The organism is Paenibacillus xylanexedens, from assembly GCF_007680605.1.
In the GTDB taxonomy this organism is placed as follows: Bacteria; Bacillota; Bacilli; order Paenibacillales; family Paenibacillaceae; genus Paenibacillus; species Paenibacillus xylanexedens_B.
Window position 1 is genome coordinate 1,157,233 of the sequence record NZ_VEIO01000001.1, and the last position, 20,088, is coordinate 1,177,320.

At 45.4% G+C, this 20,088-nt stretch carries 18 protein-coding genes; 15 read left to right on the forward strand and 3 right to left on the reverse strand.

The window, feature by feature from the left end; all coding sequences use genetic code 11:
- Positions 1-38: 38 nt before the first annotated feature.
- From FS818_RS05315 to FS818_RS05335, 5 genes are all read left to right on the forward strand, one after another.
- Positions 39-296, forward strand: a complete 258-nt coding sequence (locus FS818_RS05315; RefSeq protein WP_090920584.1) for a YolD-like family protein — start codon at positions 39-41, stop codon at positions 294-296.
- A gap of 105 nt (positions 297-401) precedes the next feature.
- A complete protein-coding gene (locus FS818_RS05320) occupies positions 402-521 on the forward strand; it encodes a hypothetical protein (RefSeq protein ID WP_017688846.1) in 120 nt (39 codons plus the stop codon).
- 165 nt (positions 522-686) lie between these two features.
- Complete coding sequence (locus tag FS818_RS05325; RefSeq protein ID WP_145330268.1) at positions 687-1,190, forward strand: ferritin; 504 nt, start codon at positions 687-689, stop codon at positions 1,188-1,190.
- Between the two features lie 371 nt (positions 1,191-1,561).
- Entirely contained in the window at positions 1,562-2,305 is a 744-nt protein-coding gene (locus tag FS818_RS05330) for a polysaccharide deacetylase family protein (RefSeq protein WP_145330270.1), read from the forward strand.
- 64 nt (positions 2,306-2,369) lie between these two features.
- Positions 2,370-3,293 carry a hypothetical protein gene (locus tag FS818_RS05335; protein ID WP_145330272.1) on the forward strand — a complete coding sequence of 308 codons (924 nt, stop codon included), beginning with the start codon at positions 2,370-2,372 and terminating at the stop codon, positions 3,291-3,293.
- 111 nt (positions 3,294-3,404) lie between these two features.
- Here FS818_RS05335 and FS818_RS05340 read toward each other — a convergent pair whose 3' ends face one another.
- From FS818_RS05340 to desA, 3 genes are all read right to left on the reverse strand, one after another.
- A complete protein-coding gene (locus FS818_RS05340; protein ID WP_145330274.1) occupies positions 3,405-4,004 on the reverse strand; it encodes a response regulator transcription factor in 600 nt (199 codons plus the stop codon).
- Positions 4,001-5,149, reverse strand: coding sequence for a sensor histidine kinase (locus tag FS818_RS05345; RefSeq protein ID WP_145332763.1), 1,149 nt, complete (start codon positions 5,147-5,149; stop codon positions 4,001-4,003). Before FS818_RS05345 ends, FS818_RS05340 begins: the two co-directional genes overlap by 4 nt.
- Before the next feature lie 92 nt (positions 5,150-5,241).
- Positions 5,242-6,306 (reverse strand): Delta(5) desaturase DesA, encoded by a 1,065-nt coding sequence (gene desA / locus FS818_RS05350; protein WP_145330276.1) that lies wholly within the window; start codon positions 6,304-6,306, stop codon positions 5,242-5,244.
- A gap of 511 nt (positions 6,307-6,817) precedes the next feature.
- Between desA and FS818_RS05355 the strand changes: the two genes are divergently transcribed.
- From FS818_RS05355 to FS818_RS05400, 10 genes are all read left to right on the forward strand, one after another.
- Positions 6,818-7,657: a YitT family protein gene (locus FS818_RS05355; protein WP_145330278.1), complete on the forward strand. Its 840-nt coding sequence runs from the start codon at positions 6,818-6,820 to the stop codon at positions 7,655-7,657.
- Positions 7,658-7,915: 258 nt separating this feature from the next.
- Positions 7,916-9,154: an ROK family transcriptional regulator gene (locus FS818_RS05360; protein ID WP_145330280.1), complete on the forward strand. Its 1,239-nt coding sequence runs from the start codon at positions 7,916-7,918 to the stop codon at positions 9,152-9,154.
- Between the two features lie 71 nt (positions 9,155-9,225).
- Positions 9,226-10,242, forward strand: a complete 1,017-nt coding sequence (locus FS818_RS05365; protein ID WP_145330282.1) for an ROK family protein — start codon at positions 9,226-9,228, stop codon at positions 10,240-10,242.
- Between the two features lie 61 nt (positions 10,243-10,303).
- On the forward strand, positions 10,304-11,527 hold the full coding sequence (locus tag FS818_RS05370; RefSeq protein ID WP_260989787.1) for an MFS transporter: 1,224 nt from the start codon (positions 10,304-10,306) through the stop codon (positions 11,525-11,527).
- Positions 11,528-11,578: 51 nt separating this feature from the next.
- Entirely contained in the window at positions 11,579-13,816 is a 2,238-nt protein-coding gene (locus FS818_RS05375) for a helix-turn-helix domain-containing protein (RefSeq protein WP_186375414.1), read from the forward strand.
- A 229-nt stretch (positions 13,817-14,045) separates the two neighbouring features.
- Positions 14,046-14,417, forward strand: coding sequence for a protein kinase family protein (locus FS818_RS05380; RefSeq protein WP_145330285.1), 372 nt, complete (start codon positions 14,046-14,048; stop codon positions 14,415-14,417).
- A 393-nt stretch (positions 14,418-14,810) separates the two neighbouring features.
- A complete protein-coding gene (locus FS818_RS05385) occupies positions 14,811-16,415 on the forward strand; it encodes an extracellular solute-binding protein (protein WP_145330287.1) in 1,605 nt (534 codons plus the stop codon).
- 115 nt (positions 16,416-16,530) lie between these two features.
- Positions 16,531-17,433 carry an ABC transporter permease gene (locus tag FS818_RS05390; protein WP_145330289.1) on the forward strand — a complete coding sequence of 301 codons (903 nt, stop codon included), beginning with the start codon at positions 16,531-16,533 and terminating at the stop codon, positions 17,431-17,433.
- A gap of 60 nt (positions 17,434-17,493) precedes the next feature.
- A complete protein-coding gene (locus tag FS818_RS05395; RefSeq protein WP_145330291.1) occupies positions 17,494-18,366 on the forward strand; it encodes a carbohydrate ABC transporter permease in 873 nt (290 codons plus the stop codon).
- A gap of 20 nt (positions 18,367-18,386) precedes the next feature.
- Positions 18,387-20,081 (forward strand): hypothetical protein, encoded by a 1,695-nt coding sequence (locus FS818_RS05400; protein WP_145330293.1) that lies wholly within the window; start codon positions 18,387-18,389, stop codon positions 20,079-20,081.
- Positions 20,082-20,088 lie beyond the last annotated feature (7 nt).

Genomic DNA, 20,088 nt, shown 5'->3' on the forward strand with positions numbered 1-20,088 from the left:
CGTGGAATCGGGACGTCGTAGTAGAGGAGGTAGCTGTTTTGGCCAAAGCAAAAGTCGCAAAAAGACCCACACGGGATGAGTTCGAACTGGAGGAATTAGGGAATCAACTTGTGGAGGCTTTTCATGAGCGCTCAGAAGTGTTGTTGACCGTCTGGGGTAAGGAGGAGCAGGTACAGGGCATTATTGTAAAAATGGATTCCCGTACACGCCTTGTACATGTTGAGCATACGGAAGAGGAATTCACGGCGAAGGTGCCTTTTATGGATATCATGCAGGTACAGTCGCCACGATACTGACTTTAAAAATAATCCAACCCAATTTTAACAATAGGGCATTCGCCCTGTCAAAGTTTCGTTCTCTGCATAAGATAACCCATACCTGTTGCAGAGGAGGTACAATCAATGAGCGAAGTTTTAGGTGGAGAAACAAGAGGTTACGGCTATGGTGGTTTCACTTCTGTAGGCGCGATTCTGGTTCTGTTCATCCTGTTGGTAATCATCTCCAAAGCGTTCTTGGTATAATCATTTCATCAAAATGATACAAGAAAGCTCTGCCGTCATGGCAGAGCTTTTTTATTACTATGTGCCGTGAATTCGTCCTTTGACGAATAATGTAGAAAATCGGATGCAAGCTACTTTCGTGTTGTGTTAAAATGAAAACATTCCCACAGAAAGAGGTGTTTTTTCATGAGTCAAGAACTGACTGCGTCTTTAAACGAGCAGATGAACTTCGAGTTTTACTCTGCTCATGTATACATGGCGATGGCTGCGTATTGTTCCAGCAAAAGCCTGGATGGATTTGCTAATTTTTTCCTCGTACAAGCGGAAGAGGAACGTTTCCATGGCATGAAAATTTATAAATTTCTGAATGACCGCGGACATCGTGCTACACTGGCTGCGATGCCTGAACCGAAAAATGAATACGACTCCATGCTGGATGTGTTTGAACACGGTTATGCACATGAACAGCAAAACACGAAGAAATTTTATGCGCTGGCGGATATCGCGCTGAACGAGCGTGAACACGCAACAATGTATTTCTTGAAATGGTTCATCGATGAACAGGTTGAAGAGGAAGCTTTGTTTGATAACATCATTCAGAAGCTGCGCCGTATTGAGAATGACAGTAACGCCTTCTACATGCTGGATGCAGAGTTCAGCAAACGTTCATTTACGGTTCCTGCGGAGTAAGCAGAGCTGAACGTCAAAGCGTATATTCGTAACATTACATACCGTGTATACGGAAGAAAGCTTGCATTCGTGCAAGCTTTTTTGCTGTGTTCAATCCTATTAAATTCATTATACGTCTATCAGAATATAGAAATAGGGTAATAAATAATATGTCAACATTGATCTATGGATACCGATGCTAGGTTGGAGATCAAATCTATCAAAATCGTTTTAATTTTTAAGTTTATCTGACAAAAGTGTAACTCATCCGTAGCCTTTGAAGCGAGAAGAGTGAAAGGTGTCTCTGATACTATTAAAATTAATCGCCAAGGGATACGAGTTAAGAGGACACACACACCCGGGTAAAAACACACACAAGGGAGACTATTATTATGCTACAACTTCGTAAATCATTCGTTGCTACACTCGCTATTGTACTTCTGTTACCGTTTTTATTGTTGCCACAGTCTGCATCAGCCACAGCGTCATCCGCCGATAAATCAAGCCCTAAGGCCAATACAAAAATTTTATATCTGACGTTTGATGATGGCCCTACTGCGCATACCAATCAACTTCTCGATATTTTGGATGAATATAAAGTCAAAGCTACCTTTTTCATGCTTGGGCCTCATATGGAACAATATCAGAAAGCAACGAAACGTATTGTAAAAGAAGGACATGGACTTGGATTGCATGGTGTAACCCATGTGCCAAGCAAATTTTACAAAAATGCTTACAGCGGATTGAAAGAAATGCAACAAGCCAATGAAAGCTTGAATAAGGTTGCTGGTGTTAAAACGAGTCTTGTACGCACACCCTATGGCAGTAAACCTTATTTGAAACCTGCTTATCGCAACGTGCTTCTTGCGCAGGGAGGATTTCATCTGTGGGATTGGAACGTTGACTCACTTGACTGGAAGTACAAGAAAGATCATCAGAAAGTATACAACAACGTCATGCAGCAAGTTCACAACATCCATAAAAATGGAACTACACCTGTAGTACTAATGCATGATCAGGAGGCTACATTGAAAGTATTGCCTCAAGTATTGAAAACATTGAAGGCGGAAGGATATCAATTCGAAATTTTAACCAAGAACGTGCAACCGGTGAATTTCTGGAATGACAAGCGTTGAGAACAGGTCACTAGCAACGAAAAACTAGGAACTGGGCCGGTGCAAACATTAGGAGGTATACATCATGAAAAAACAATCGTTATGGATGACCATTCCGGTGACGACAGCCGTTTTGCTCGCGCTGGCTGGATGCGGAGGACCAGGCTCGAATCAGGCATCGACGGGCGGGCAACCATCCGCAGCATCCGGTAGTGAGCAAACGCAGTCGGGAAGCGGGAGCTCCGCTTCTACCGATACTGAAGAGAACGGCACGAAAACAAACACGGCTACCAATGCTTCTTCTGCTTCAACAGGCAAAGATGGCACTGCCAATTCAAATACCAATGGAAGTACAACCCATTCGGAGTTATCCAATGTTGACGAAGTAGTGAAGGCTGTCCGCAGCGAGTTGAAGAATCAGAGTGTTTCGCTCCCGACCTCTTTCCCATTACCTAAAGGTAAGTATCTGGGGGCAGCGATTACAACAAACACGATCGATGCTTCACATGTAAACTTTTATACAGTAAACAAACCACTGGCGTTAAATGATCCCTCATTAACGAATTCAAACAGCAAAATGCCTTGGTTAGCGAGTTATGAAGTGAAAACCTATGAGAATCCCAATCAAACGGATTTATTCCCTGAAACAGATTTGCAAAATATACCGAAGGATATGAGTGTTGATTTGGGACACGGCATCAAGGGCATGGTGGAAGGCGCGGCCGGTAGTCAGTATCTAACATGGCAGGAAGGTCGATGGACATTACAGATTCGCTCCGTCTCCGAGGACCGGATGAACAACCCGGGGATTGCAAAGAAAATGGTTGAGTACCTGGAGTCACATATGTTACCTGCTCCCAAAGACAAAGGATTTGTGGACGTGCAATATGCTAGTGGCGGAAAAAGCGTGCGTGTCACGATTTCATGGCAAGACGGCAAACAAATTCATCAGTTGAAAACAGGCCAGGTTCCATTGGACGCACTTGGAATGGTTGTATCGGTAAAATAAGCAAAAAGCTCGGCACAGGGAGAAATCCTCTTGAGCCGAGCTTTTTGCTTATTGCGTTTCTTATGCAAGGTAACGGGAAGCGTTTATCGTTTTCGTCCATTACCGGCTCCTTCACTTAAACCACCCTTTTTCTTTGGAGCGGGTAATTGCTTCAATGCGGTTACTTGCATTTAATTTGTTAAGAATAATCGAGATGTAATTCCGAACAGTGCCCGTTGTGATGAACAAGTGTCCGGCAATTTCCTTCGTGTTTTTTCCGTCAGCCATGAGGCCAAGAACGGCGTGTTCACGTTCGGTTAATGGATTTTCCTCAACATAAGCTTCGTCCACCAGATCGGGAGCGAAGATGCGTCTGCCATTCATCACTTGACGAATCGCTTCGGCGAGCTCTTCTATGGGGCTGTCCTTAAGCAAATAACCGCGAACACCGCCTTTAAGCGCACGTTCGAAATATCCGGTTCTGGCAAACGTGGTAAGAATAATGACTTTGCAGTTCATGCCTTTCAGTTCCTCGGCAGCCTCAAGCCCGCTTTTAACAGGCATTTCAATATCCATTAAACAGATATCAGGAGCATGTTGATGTACGAGTGCAAGAGCTTCCTGACCATTGCTAGCTTGTCCAACAACCTCCATATCTTCCTCCAGATTAAGCAGCGAAGATAATGCGCCTAGCATCATACGCTGATCTTCGGCAATGACGATTCTGATCATTCTTCTGCCTCCTTTATCGGTTTGCGTACCAGCTTGGGCACATGGATGATAAGCGATGTACCTTCGATTCCTGTACCTGACCGGATGTCCATGCAGCCGTTCACAAATTCCAGTCGTTCTTTCATACCGAGGATGCCCGTTCCGCGTCGATCTTGCTTGCGGGTGCGCTCCATGCCTATCCCATTATCGTCTACGGTTAAGACATTGTGGGAAGGGGTTTCTTCAATTTCAATAATACACCTCGTAGCCTGACTGTGTTTGACTACATTGGTCACCGCTTCCTTTAAACACATTCCGAGCACATTTTCATTTAATTGTGAGGTGTCCTGTAGCTTGGGGTTGCCATGTAAAATAAACTCAATGGAAGCGGCTTTCAGAATTTGCTCCGCCCGGAACATTTCATCCACAAGTTGCGTTCCACGCATCGTTGTAACCATCTCGCGAACTTCCTTCAACGCTGTGCTTGCTGTCTGTCTAAGTTCATTCAGTTCAGTGATGGCTTGATCCGGATTTTTGCGAAGCAGGCGCTTGGCCAGATCGGTTTTGAGACCGATCAGCGAGAGCTTTTGCCCCAGCGTATCGTGCAAGTCTCGTGCAATCCGTTGACGCTCTTCCATTTTTACCAGATCATCCAGCCGTTTGTTCGCACTTTCCAGCTGGCCCTCTAGCTGCTCACGTTTGTTTTTATTGTACGTGCTAATCGGCAGAAGAATCGAGGCCATCAGACTGATAAAGACAAATGGAAATTGGCTAAGCAACAGCGAGCTTTGGTTGATAAAACCATAATTGACCGTAAGGAAGCTTGCACCGAGATTTACCGAGTAAAGGGTGAAAAATCCGGCTTTATTTTTAATATTGCCAATAAAAAAAGCGAGAAATAATGAGAAATAGGCATAATCATACGCAATCGTCATCGTAATGGAGATGGCAATCAGTAGTCCGATCCACATGTAGACCTGCCAGCCCTTGGTGATGAAGGCCAGTAGATAACACACGAAAAATACAAGAATAATGGTAATGCCGGTCACCAGTGTCCACAATTGCGAATATTGAGAGATGTAGTAGAAGGGCAGAATGAAAAAAACAAGCCATACATATGGATTCAACCCCGTATTTTTATAAAATAGTTGCGACCACTTCTGAATGTCATTCTCCTCCTTGAAAAAGGTGTTACCGGACTTTAGCCTGACTGTAGCATGACTGCCGTCCGAATACAAGAAAACGAATCCGACAGAGCCTAAGGCTTCTCTGTCAGACCCGCTTGATTGGTTACCCGAATAGGATTCGGATTCGGAATATATTTTTTGCGTGATGCTTGTTTCAGCTCTCTGAAACTGATGAATTGTTTGTGTTCTTCGTCCCACAGACGGAAGCGGAGCGCAACCAGACTGGAACGAAGGGTAATCGTTGTGGCTTTCTGCAAAGGCGGTGTTGCATTATGTGCTTCTTCCAGATAGTAGTTCGGTACACGCGGACTCAAGTGGTGCACGTGGTGGAATCCGATATTTCCGCTGATCCATTGCAGCAGCTTAGGCAGTTTGTAATAAGAGCTTCCCTCTACTGCCGCTTTGACATAACTCCATTCATCTTCATGTTCGAAATAGGTCTCTTCAAACTGGTGCTGTACGTAGAACAGCCAGATGCCGAAGAAACCGGAGAAGAAAAATACGGGTGCCTGCACCATGACAAAAGCCTGCCATCCAATCAGCCAGCACATGAAGCTATACAGAGCGATGATTAGAATCGTTGTTAAATGGGTATTAATTCTTTCCTTGCGTCTTGCCGCTTTGCGGTTAAAACGATAGGCAAACAGAAACACATAGATCGGTCCAATGCCAAACATGATCACCGGGTTACGATACACACGATAGAAGAGACGCATCCAAGGTGTTGCAGACTTATATTCATCGACGGTCATAACCCAGATGTCACCTACACCGCGTTTGTCCAGATTGCCGCTTGTTGCATGGTGGATGGAATGCTCTGCTTTCCATTGCTGGTAGGGAGTCAGGGTTAATACGCCCGTGATGGTGCCGAGAATATCGTTAGCCCGTTTGCTTTTGAAGAATGAGCCATGACAGCAGTCATGAAAAATAATAAACGTTCGAAGCACGAATCCCGATGCGACTAGTGCGATAGGGAACGTAAGCCAGTACGAGATCGATAAGCTGTAATATGCAGCTGCCCATAATACAAAGAGCGGGACTAATGTATTGATTAACTGACGAATGCTAAGTTTGAGATCATTTTTTTCAAAAGGTGTAACTTCTTTTTTTAGCGCCATTTCTTTGCTTCTGCTCATGCATGTTCCTCCTTCAATGCGTACAACCATGAACGACTGTACACTGACGATCCTCAGTAATCCTCTTTTGGGAAGCGTTTTTATCATTGTAAAAGAATGCGTGCATGACGGTAAGTCATAAACGTCAGCCTGTTGTAATGACAAATATCAAGTATGGACCATGACATTTGTCATGGTCAGTTTCCGTTTTACATGATACAGAGCGCGAAAAGATGACGTTTTCAAATTTCCTTTGCACAAATGACGCAACAATTTGTATTATGTATACAAATTTTGCGAAGAGCATGGTAGAATCTATCCTGGAGTGTATATGACAGGTTATTAGGTAGAGAGTTATTTTTAGATGCGTTAGTTAGGGTAAGACGAATATTGGAAGGTTTAGATGAAGTGCGATTTGATTTTTTGAGGATTTAGATGAAGTAGATTGATTTTAAAAGGTGTAGATGAGGGACATTAATTTTGAAAGGTTTAGATAAGCTATTATTTTTGGATGGATTGGATGGAGCGCTGAATGAAAAGAAGAATCACGGATATTTTATTTATTATGGCTGGTGCGTTTCTGTTTGCGCTGGCGGTAAACTTGTTTGTCATCCCCAATGATCTGGCAGAGGGGGGCGTAACAGGGATCACGATCATTTTGTATTATCTGTTTCACTGGTCTCCAGGACTGATGAACCTGATCCTCAACGGTATACTGTTAATCGTAGGTTATAAGTTCCTGGATCGAACCACGACAGTATATACGATTATTGCAGTTATCTTTAACTCGCTGTTCCTGCACCTGACAGAAAGCTGGAGCATCGCATCAGATGAGCTGTGGGTTAATACCATTTTTGCAGGTGTATTTGCAGGTCTCGGGATCGGCTTAATTGTCAAAGTAGGAGGAACAACGGCAGGTACTGTCATTCTGGCACGACTTGCGAATAAATATCTGGACTGGAATATCAGCTACGGATTGCTTTTCTTTGATCTGATTGTGGCATTCTCTTCTTACTTTATTATTGGGCCACAGGGCTTGATGTGTACGATCGTGTTACTGTTTGTTGGAACGAAAACGATGGAATTTATTATTGAGGGACTGAATCCGAAAAAGGCAGTTATGATTATCTCATCGAAGCAGGATCAGATCGCGAAGCAGGTCATTGAGAAGATGGATCGTGGGGTTACGGTTCTGTCTGGGCACGGTTATTATACGAAGAATCCGAAAGAGATTTTGTATATTGTGATCAGCAAGCAAGAAGTGCCGATGCTGAAGAAAATTGTACGGGCAGAGGATGAGATTGCATTTATCACCATTCATGACGTACGCGATGTATTCGGAGAAGGGTTTATTGAGCTTTCGAAGTCATAATATATTGTAATGGGTCGATGTAGTAAGGACGAAGTGAGGAACGATTCCCGCTTCGTCCTTTTTACGTTGTGGAATGATATTGCCTTCGATAATATACAGAAGTTTTTTGGCTGTTTTTCCTGATTCAACATGATTGCAGCAGATGTCATTTGCATGAGATGTATTCGCTCAAAATATGCTGTACACACTTCAAAGTGGATGATATATTGAATTTAATTCGTTAAGAAACTTAACTAACTATAGAGCGGAGGTGATAAAATGGCTGGCACACCGCAATATATCCGTAATCTGAATGAAAACCTGATTATGGATGCCCTGATTGCACAAGGCTCCATGTCGAGAGCGGATATCAGCCGTCAAACAGGACTTAGCAAACCGACAGTATCATCAGCGGTAGAGCACCTGATTGAGCGTAATCTGGTGAAGGAAACAGGTCGGGCAGACAATGCCCAAGGACGCAAGGCCATGTTAATTCAATTTAACGAAACAGCTTATTATGTCTGCGGTATTGATATCGGGGCTACACGAATTCGAATTGCCCTGTCTGACCTGAATGGGCAAATCATAGCCTATGCTACTTATCCGCCAATTGATCCAGATCAGTACGTGCAGTCCAACTCAGTAATCGCGCAGTCCTCTGGAGAGGCTGGAGTCGAGGGTGGGCATGAGACATCTGTTCCCTCTGAAGCGCCTGTACTTCGATTGTTACACAGCTATGTGGATCAGCTGCTTCAGAATAATCACCTTCTGTGGAGCGATCTTCGTTGCATCGGGTTTGGGATTCCAGGTGTTGTTTTGCCTGTCTCAGGCAAGATTAGCCGGATTGTAGACCCGCTTGCAGGCATGGAGCAGAACTTCTCCCGTGATGCCTTAGCTCGTGCCTTTCCATGTGATATTATGCTGGACAATGATGTGAATCTGGCTGCACTCGGGGAGTACAGAAAGGGAGCTGCGATGAATTCACCTTTGTTCGTATTTCTCTCCATTGGCGCGGGAACGGGTGCAGGGATCATGGTTCAGGGTCATTTGCTGCATGGCTTGGGGGGACTGACTGGTGAAGTAGCCGAGATGCGGATGCAGGATGGCCGCCGTCTCGAAGATGTGTTGTCGGCTGATGGGCTGATGAGACTAGCGAAGCAACGTTACCTAAACGGCCCTTTAAGTTCAGACATGCAACCTGAGGATATTTTTGCGGCGACTCGGAGCGGAGAGGCATGGGCTATCGAGATTATACAAGAGTACAGTCAGATGATCGCTTGGGCGTTGCGTCAGATTAGTACGCTGCTCGCCCCTGAATTAGTCGTGCTTGGAGGCGGCATTGGTGGAAATGGTGATGTATTGTTGCCTCTGCTAAGGAAAGCTGTTGCCGAGCATTTTCCGGTGCAACCACAGCTGATATGTTCGGATCTTGGAGAACGAGCGGTTGTTACAGGGGCTGTGCAAGTAGCTTTACAACATACATTAATGGAGCTTAAACAAGGGACACCTGAAGAGTAGAAGTCGAAGGAAATAATTTTTACCGTTGTACTACGAATCATAAAGAACAGATCTGCCAAGGAGGAAGTGTAATGACAGAAGCACAGCTTGAAGGGCTCGAAGCGAAAGGCTCATGGGTTGCCGGTGTTGACATTGGAGGAACCAAGATACTGATGTTGTTATCCAATCAGAAAAGCGGTGGAGAAGTTCATGAGCACAGATTGCCAACGCAATTCGCGGAGCAACCGGAATTGTTTTTCCAGTGGTTATTCGCGGAATTAAAAACGTTCTGTGCAGAGATTGGATGTGACTGGGATCGGCTCGCGGGTGTAGGGCTAGGTTTCCCGGGTGTTATTTTGCAAGATGAAGCTGTGCTTCGCAACGCTCCTGCATTCCAGTGGCCCGAAGAAGATATTCGGCCGATAATCGCTAAGTACTACAGTGGAAAGGTCGTTCTGGATAACGATGTGAACATGGCGGCCATGGGAGAAGTGGATGAGGGAGCAGCCAAAGGACACCGTCATAGTGTAATGGTAACCGTAGGTACAGGCATTGGCGCTGCGCTCGTTCTGAATGGAGAATTGCACAGTGGGCAACACGGTGCGGCTGGTGAGATAGGACATTTTATCACAGGTGATGAGGGACTTAGCTCCGAATATGTAGCAGATGGTGATGCCTTCGGCGTGTTTGAACAAGTGACGTCGGGGACCGGCATTACGGAGCGGGCAAGGCATTATTTTAGATCGGGAAAAGGAAATGAACTATCCCTGATCTGGAGTCTGGCCGGAGGCGAAGTGGAACAGATTGAAGCAAGACATGTGTTCAAGGCGGCGGAGTCAGGCGACGTAGCTGCACTTGAAATTCTGGAACTGCCTATGCGCTATATGGCAAGAGGACTCGCGAATATAACGGCGTTGCTCAACCCATCGATTATCGTACTCGGCGGCGGAGTGGCTGCATCCAATCCAACCTATTATCTGAATGAAGTTCAGGCCAGACTCAAACGTTATGTTGTGCTTCCGGTTCAAGTGGTCATTGCCGAGCTTGGCAATAAAGCAGGGGCAATCGGAGCGCTTGCTTCCATTAGACGTCACCTTGAACGTATGTAGCGGCTAGTAATAGGAGTAAACCATACACAGAGACTACAGAAATAAAAGGATGGAGATCCGGATGAGCGATAGACATATGACGGCTACTACAAAAAAAACAAAAGCCGAATTCAATGGAGCGAAAGCTGTATTAATTAAATTGCAGGGTTTATATCTGTTTATGGGACTTGCCGGAGGCATCTTTAACCCTTACATCAATCCGATTTTGGTTGCTCAGGGTTTTTCGAGTAAGGATACCGGATTCATCATGGCATTCGGGACATTAATATCCATCATTCTCCAGCCTGTCTGGGGGATTTTGGTGGATAAATTCAAAAAGACACGTCTTGTATTGGTGGTCAGTCTGCTTGTTCCAGCGGCGTTAGCGTATTTTTATAATATTCAGGTATACATTATATTAATTTTGATTTATACTTTGTGCACTATATTTCAAGTGACACAGATACCTGTAGCTGACTCCTATGCGGTAACGGCAGCAAGAGCGGCGAATACCTCTTACGGTATGATTCGGCTGTTCGGAAGCCTGGGGACAGGGCTTGGTGGATTCGCTGCAGGGATGTATCTTTCCCAGTTTTCCATTCATATGTTATGGTTGCCCTTTCTGTTTTTCAACATCTTAAGCGCAATACTGGCGGGTACGCTCCCCAAGCAGACGAGCATTTCCTCGTCCTCGGTCACTTTCTCCGTAGGTTTGGCAAGATTACTTCGAAATCGCACGTTCCTTCTCTTTCTCACGGGTTGTTTTCTGGTGAATCAGACACTTACTGCATTTAACTCCTTTTTTGTTATTTCATTTCAGATGGCTGGCGGCTCGGTTGCCTTGACGGGTACAGCTCTTTTGATCGCTTCCATCACCAATGTACCCTCTATGCTGGTAGCCGCTTATGTGTTACGCAGGTGGGGGCATGAACGAACCATGTTGCTAGCGGCGGGAGCCTACATGTTGCGCTGGGGGATTCAATGGTTATGGCCCAGCCCGGAAGTGATGATTGGTGTTCAGGTACTGCACGGATTGTCGTTTGGATTTTTCTATATCGCGGCAGTGGAATATGTAGCGTCTGTTACTGGACGTGAAATGCAGGCGACGGGTCAAAGCTTGTTTAACATGGTGTTTGCAGGACTCGGAGGCATTGTGGGGAATATGCTTAACGGCTATTTGTTGGATACTGGCGGCCCGTCAATGATGTATCTGGCTTGTACAATCAGTGCGGCAATGGGGGCAATCATTCTGTATATCGTCAGCAGACAGGCCAAAGAGCAGAGAAGGGCATACCCGTTAGAGTAGAAGTAGAGGTAGGAACTAAAGTAAAAATGGAAGGAACTGAAGCCTATGAAGGTGAATCTGAAGCGGACTTGGCACACCAGGTTGATTTATTCATATTTCCCCCTATTTCTGCTCACGATTTCCATTCTGATCTTTCTCTCCTTCCTGATTGTTAACGAACTGTCACGAAAAGAAACCAGAAAAGCAGATCTGATCTCTTCACATTACATTGTCAGCACATTGGAGCGTTCGTTAGGCGATATTGAGATGAAACTGCTGGATGAAATTGTAACGAACAAAATGTACAGTCGTTTTTTGGAAGCCGAAAAAGGACAATTGTCCAGTCAGTTTATTTATGATGCAGCCAGTGATCTGAACCGTATGGTTGATCAACAGGGTATGGTGCAATCGATTTACCTCTACCGAATGTCGGATTCGAGCATTATTACACCTAGAGGCATGGTAAGTTTTGAGGAATTTGAGGATAAATCGTATATCGAACAGGCATTGAAAAATAAACTGAATCTGGGTTGGAATCAGCCCAGATCCTACAAAGAACGTTCATTTGACGTCCCTTCACAGGTCATCAGCATGAATAAATGGCTGCCACTACCTTGGGGTGGTGAAGGCCTGCTTGTTATTACAATACGGTTGTATGCCTTGGAGAGGCAAATTGACAATATGACGGAGGCGAATCTCTCTTTTCTACAGGTGAAGGATAGCCATGGGGATCTCGTATATTCGGCTCATCAGATTGACTCGGCAGAGGGGAATGTCCTTAACCGGGTCAAGGCTGAGAAGCTGGGGCTTACCTTTGAGAGTGGTATTCAAACGGGTCAGTTATATTCATGGGTATCGCTGGTGTCCTATGTGTGGATTGGGATTGGTATTCTCACCATTGCTGGTGCGGTCGCAGGTTTGATCTATATTACACGTAGAAACGTAAAACCCATGCAGCTGATGATGAATCGCATTCAGGCGCTACAGCCACGTGTGCATGAAGAGAATGCCGCACCTTCTGTCAAAAACGAGCTTGCACTGATCGACCGGGCGCTGGAACATCTCATTGCTCAAACGGTGGATTACGAGAAACAGCATCATGAGAATCTACTGATTCATCGCAGGCAGTTGCTTGTGGATTTGATGGAGGGTGAACGTATAGATTCTTTCCGTCAGCGTCTTCGTCACTTGCAGCCGCTTGAGGAACGTTTTCTTGAGCCGCAGTGTGCCGCTGTATTGGTAGCGGAGATGGATGGGACAGACCTACCCGCTCATTCCAATACGTTGAAAATGGCACTGATGAACGTGTTCAAGGAACTGGTGCAGAAAGAGAGCCAGTTTGGTGCATGGGCAGAATGGTTTGGCAATCGTCGTCTGATCGTTGTAGTTGCCTCCAATGAAAAAGAAGGACTGAGCCGTGAACTGCTGATGGATTTGGCTAAACGGTTGCATATGTGGATTGCTGAGCATTTCCGGATTCGGTTTACGTTCGGAATTGGGCAGACGGTTAATGGCTGGGAAGAAATCACTCGATCCTATAGCAGTGCAGACACAGCTCTGCAGCACCGGCTCACCCTTGGTCAGAATGCGATTGTGCTCAGTGAACAACTGCCAGGCCATATGGAGCTGCATTCGTACAAATATTTGCAAATGCTCGCAGACATCGTTCGGGAGTTCAGGCTTACGGGGGATGGGTGGCGTGCACAGCTTGACCGGATGTTTATTGCGTTCCATGAAGACCAAATGAACGATAAAGATATTCGTATGCTCTTGCAATCGCTGATTCAGATGTTGGCGCGTGAGTTTGGGGAGTTATCCGAACGTTTACAACACCAATTTGATGAGCTGTTTTTGGTGCGGCTCCGCTCGCAAATCCAGGAGGTTGACACACTCGAAGGCATTCGGGGGATTTTGATGGATTGGCTCAAAGAGGTCTATCGCAATTATGTTGCCGTTAACGAAACGAAAAGTCACCGTGCGATGATTAACGAGCTACGCGTATACATTGAGGAGCATTTCGATGACCCGGATCTGTCGCTGAAACATCTAAGCGACCGTTTTCAAATCTCGGGTAAATATGCGAGTTATTTGTTCAAAGAAGAATTCGATATGAAGTTTGTGGATTTTCTTGTGAAACTGAGAGTGGAAAAAGCATGCCGAATGCTGACATCAACGGATATGGCTATTCAGGATATTGCCCAACAAGTGGGTTACGCTAATGCGATCTCGTTTGGCAGAGTGTTCAAACGGGTGATTGGCGTGACTCCGGGGGATTATCGCAAGCAGTATGGCAAGCAAGAAGAACTATAAAACCGAGGCAGGATGTTAGGTTAAGCGGAATAAATCTGTCGATATCGCCGATGTCTTACCTTAATAAAATAAGATATTATTGGATAACTTCTCTAAGAAGCAACGTAGATTTTCTCTGTTGCTTCTTAGAGGAGTTTTTTTGTGAGGCTGCTCGAAAAATAAAGTAAAAACACAGTTAGAAAACAAACAACATGTTCTAAACTATAGATATCAAAAGGGGGGAAACAAAATGCATCAGTATGGGCAACAAGTTTGGGGCTCCTTGGAGCTTGTTAGCAAGGTTAACATTACAACGGATAACAATACCTTCAATTTTAGCGTGGATGGATCACGATATTCTTTGGACATTCCAACGGGAAGCTACATGACTAGTAGGAACAGACATGAGTCAGAGCTCGTTCAGATCATGACTGGGACAGCTGAACAACTGAGCTTACCTGTGCAGTTCAAGCTGGGCGGGATTCATGATGATCAGAAGTTGAATGTATTAATTCTGGAACATCTCGACAAGAGTAAAGAGTATGTGCTGGATGAATTCGGGGGAAGCGCAGTAGATACGCTTTTTGGAGACGTTCGTTTTAATCTTGCTCCAAGAAACTAGCCAACTAGCATCATCATAGTTTGTTTAGAAATGACCGCGGATAAGGCGGTCTTTTTTATTTGCGCGCTGATCAGGAAAATAGATTAGTGAATGTCGTTAATTGTCGAATTGGAGAGGATTACCACCTGAAAAAGAGTGAGAACAACCCAAAAGTGTGTTAGGTTATATAACATAAATGGTTTGAAAATAGTTTATTGTCAGGAATATTGTTTATGAGATAGGTTTTTTAACGTAAAAAATAGAATTTTTCCTGTTTTGAAAATAGTTTATTGTCGATTTTCAGAAAACAATGTAATAATTAATGACATTCACAGGTGCAACAAGTTGGACAGCTATAACGGAGTGGCGATCATGTGAATCATTACAGAATGGGTGCGAAAGGGGAAAGGTCAAATGAAATTATTTCAAAGACGCAAGGCAGGAAAGGCAAGTTCGATTCTCGCAGCGGTAACAGCATTCACTCTATTATTATCCGCGTGTTCGTCAGGTAGTGAATCATCATCTTCATCATCCGGGGAAGCGGGGGCGGGGAACAGAACCACGTTGAAAGTAGAAATTTTTGACCGGGGAAATACACCGGCGGGTTACACCATCTCCGATAGTTATCTGACACGCTTCATTCAAAAGGAATTTGGTGACCCGAACAATATTGATGTTAAATTTGTTCCGGTTCCGCGTTCAGAAGAAGTGCAGAAGCTCAACGTGCTCATGGCAAGCGGTTCTGAAGTGCCTGATGTTGTGTTCACTTATGATTCCGGTACATTTAATCGTTATGCTTCACAAGGCGGTTTGACAGAATTGACCGATCTGCTGAACAAAGAAGGAAGTAATCTGAAAACATTCCTGGGTGATGACACGCTTGCATACGGTCAATATGATGGGCAACAATTCGCAGTCCCGGGTAAACGTCTGGTGTTAGGCAAGTATGCTTCGTATGTCCGGCAGGACTGGCTGGATGCACTCGGATTGCCTTCACCTCAAACGGCTGAAGAATTGCACACCGTCCTGAAAGCATTCAAGGAGAAAGATCCAGGCAAAGTGGGATCAGGACTCATTCCCATGGGGATGTCGATCGCTTCGGCACAATATGAGCCATTGATTTGGTCTTTCATTCAGCCTCTCACGGAAGAACAGAGATATACACTGACTCAACAGCTTGGCTCTAATGATTATCCAACGTTGCTGCCTGGCTTCAAGGATGCGCTGAAATATATGAACACCTTGTATAACGAGGGGTTAATGAGTGCAGACTTCGGGCTGGATAAAGACAAGAAAAAACTGTGGGAAGATGTATCCAACGGAAAAGTAGGTTTCTATAGTGAAGATGCGGGAGAGATTTACATCTCAGGTACGTATAAAAACCTGCAAACGAACAAACCGGATGCGGTGATGACACCGATTGACGCGTTCAAAAACTCGGAAGGCAAATTTGCCAAGCCTGCATATGCACCCAATGCAATGTACGTCATGATTCCAAAAACAAGTCAAAATGCAGAAGCAGCCATGAAATATCTGGACTGGATGGCATCTGGCAACAATCTGTTTGACCTGCAATACGGCGTGAAAGACGAAAACTATGAGCTGGTAGACGGTGTACCACAGATCAAAGAAGATGCTTCACCTGAAATTGCTGGTCGGATTTACAACTCCGGTGACATTGCGATCATTGTAAACGGCAAATATGTCGGAGACGAAAAGAAAAACGAAGAGGCTTATGTCGTTCAGGTGGATTCCAAATATCGGGATGACATGCGCAAATCCGTAACCATCTCCAATACGGATACGATTCAACCCGTACGTTTCTCCAAGCCCATTGAAGCGGAATCTCGTTATGGCAACGGCTTAAAAGACAAATTTTCGGAGTTTATTGTGAAAACAACGATCTCCAAGCCGTCTGATTTTGAAGCGGTGTATAACAGCATGATGAGTGATTATATGGCAAGTGGGGGTCAAGCCATTCTTGATGAGCGTACGGAGGCTTACAAAGCGATGAAGTAATGATCATAAGCGCAGGTTGGACAGGTCTGACCGCAATTGAACAGGACATTTCATGGGGGGGGCGATGTTAGAATCGCCTTCCATGAGATATCCTTCACGACTTGGGGGGAACATTATGAAGACAGGCACGTATTTCCGCAGAAACTGGCAAATGTACGCATTACTTGTGCTGCCAATGTTATACTTCATCATTTTCAAATACGGTCCAATGTATGGGGTACAGATCGCCTTCAAGGATTTTAACTTCTTCCAAGGGATCGGCGGCAGTGAGTGGATTGGATTCGATGCGTTTAAGGAAGTGTTTCAAAATCAGGGATTCTACACCGCCCTGCGTAATACAATCGTTCTGAATCTGCTCGACTTGCTCGTATCCTTTCCGGCACCGCTGATTCTCGCTATCCTGCTCTTTGAATTACGAGTAGCCTGGTTCAAAAAAATGGCACAGACGTTGCTTTACATTCCACACTTTATTTCCTGGGTCATCATAGGTGGTATCGTACTGCAGGTGTTTGGCACACAATCAGGCTTCATTAACAATATGTTAATGAGCGTTGGACTCGATCCGCTTCCGTTTCTATCGGATAAAAACTATTGGATTTTTACGTATCTCGCTGTAGGTGTGTGGCAGAGTGCAGGCTGGGGAACGATTTTGTATCTGGCATCCCTTACAGGCATTAACCGTGAGCTCTATGAAGCAGCCGAGGTAGACGGGGCGAGCCGTTTGCGCAGAATTTGGCATATCTCTCTGCCAGGCATCAAAACGACCATTGTTACCTTGCTGATCATTAACGTCGGAAACATGATTTCCATCAGCTTTGACCGGCCGTTCATCATCGGAAATGTAGCAGTACGCGAATACTCGGATGTACTCAGTACATTTGTATACCGTCTGGGTCTGCAATCCGGTCAGGTGACTCTGGCGACCGCAGTGGGACTGTTCCAAGCTGTCGTTGGACTGATTTTCATCCTGGGCGCGAACTACGCATCTAAAAAATTGACAGATGAGAGCATTATGTAACAAAACGAATGCCTCTGCGGCAACACGGTGTCCATCTATGATCTGTAAGGAGTGAGTGAGATGTCGGAAAACACGGCGAATCGAATATTCAACACAGTAAATGTAACTCTGATTATCATTGCGATGGTATTATGCCTTGCACCATTCATCCATATCATTGCCATCTCGCTTAGCTCGAACCGGGCGATTGGTTCGGGAGAGGTTTCCTTTTTCCCAAAAGAGCTGTCCTGGGAGGCATACGGTAAGGTGTTTGGTGATGGTTCCATGATTCGTTCCCTGATCTATACGATCTGGTTGACGGTTCTGAGCACGGTGCTTAGTATGCTTATGACGATTATGGCAGCATATCCTCTTGCCAAAAGCAGTCTGAGAGGCCGCAAATGGTTCATGCTGGTCATTGTTGTAACGATGTTTTTTAGCGGGGGGATTATCCCGGAGTATATTTTGATCAAAAACTTGCATCTGCTTGACAGCACTTGGGGACTCATTCTTCCTGGACTAATCAGCCCGTTTTATATGATTATTCTGATCACCTTTTTCCGCGGCATTCCGGAGAGTCTGGAGGAGGCGGCAGATATTGATGGCAGTACCCAGATTGGAACGTTAATTCGCATCATTCTACCGCTGTCTCTTCCGGTAATGGCTACACTCAGCTTGTTTTACGCTGTAGGACGCTGGAATGGATTCCAGGATGCATTGATGTATATTACCAAACCGGAGTTGTATCCGTTACAATTGAAGTTATATCAGATGATTCAGCAAAACCAAATTACCGAACTGATGCAAAATGAAGGTATTGGTGCAGTTCATGTATTACCGGAAAGCTTGAAAGCAGCCAGCGTAATATTTTCGACATTGCCAATCCTGCTTGTCTATCCGTGGTTGCAGCGGTTTTTCATCAGCGGTGTAATGGTAGGTGCTGTAAAAGGCTAACGTCTCAGGAGGTCATAGGCATGACACAACCGATGGTTAAGAAGATGTCCAAGGAACAGCAGCATCTGGTTCACCAGTCCATGGTCATGATGGATCGTTTTTATGACGATGAATTTGCATTGCTTCGCAGTTTTGAAGACGATGCATCACAGCACGGTACACGAGGAAGTGCGCATTATGCGCTGGGCTTGCTTATTCGTCAGGAGCCCGGCGATGTGGAGCGGGCTGTTCGTGTACTTCATAAAGTGCTTGATTATCAATATGATGCACCGGAAGAAATTTATCACGGCACCTTCGCGACCCAGACGAATGAAGAGCATCCACCCGCGGGTCATTATGCATGGAAATCATTTGCGCCAGGCACAGCCTATTTCCTGGAACGCACCTTTGAGAAGGTGTCTGCGCAGTTTATTCATAACCTGCAGCAAGAGAATGATTTGGTGAAGAAAGACGCAGACGTCAAACGATTGAGAGAGCTGTTCTATGCGTCCGTGAACGCTGTTTTGCCCCCGGTCTGGATCAGTTATGATCCAAACTGGCGGGAATTTATCGCATGTGTGTGTGCTATAGCGACAACCGAGTTTGCAGAACTTCTGCCGGATAAGCTTATTCAGCGGATGGATGAAGCGATGGAGCGTGCCGTTCTAGGCTCCGTGGACCGCAGACGGTCAGATGTGATTCCGATGAACACGAACATTGAATTGATGCATATTTTTATCACCCATTATTACGGACATCGGTTCCAGCGGGTGGATTGGATTCAGCATGCGGATGAACAAGCCGAAAGTCTGTTACAGGAGTTTGAGCAGTACGGGGGGACGTTTGCCGAGTTCAATACGACGACCTATTACGGGGTGGATCTCGCCGTACTCGGGATGTTCCGAAAGTATGCTGTAACGGAACGCATGACTGAAATTACTCATCGCATTGAGCATGGATTATGGAACAATATTGCGCTGTATTACAATGCAAACCTGGAAAATCTATCGGGGCCATTTGCTCGTGCATATGATATGGAGATGCGGGAGCATAGCTCGATCGGTGTATTTCTCTATCTTTTGCTGGGAGAAGGTTACGAGTATTTGACGGGCATGAACTGTGAATCAGGGCATGATCCGATGATTGCTTTACTGGGGATTGATGTTCCGGAGGAGGCTGTGCCGTATTTCAAAGCCCATCAAGGAGATCGATTTGTGCAAAAACAGTTCATGGAGCTCTGCGAACGCAACGATCCAAAAGCGAATCGGAATTTGTGCACCGCTTCGGCCTGGATTGGTGAGACACGAATGATAGGTGCGATGTCCGGCAGCCGCAATACCAACGGCCAGATGCATCCGGCAACGATTCATTGGCAGAACGAGGCAGGAGAGCGGTATTACCTGCGTCTTGTTCGGCGTGAAACAGGCGGAGACTGGAACAGCCATCTGCGCGGTATCACTTTTGAAGCAGAAGTCACAGCGGAGTCATTGCAAATTGAGGTGCAGCTGGATACGGCGGAGGAGATCGAGGTTTATTTTGAAATTAAAGGACCTCACTTGCATCCACAGCATTTACAACCAACACGTTGGACGCTTCCGGGGCTAACCTGTTCTGTAAAAGCCGAAGCCCCAGCGCCGACAGTGTTAATGTATACCGACTATGCTGAAATAATCTACCGCTATGTTCCGGGCGTGACGGATAACAGGATGAGGTTTGAACTCAGTATCATTGAATAGATCGATG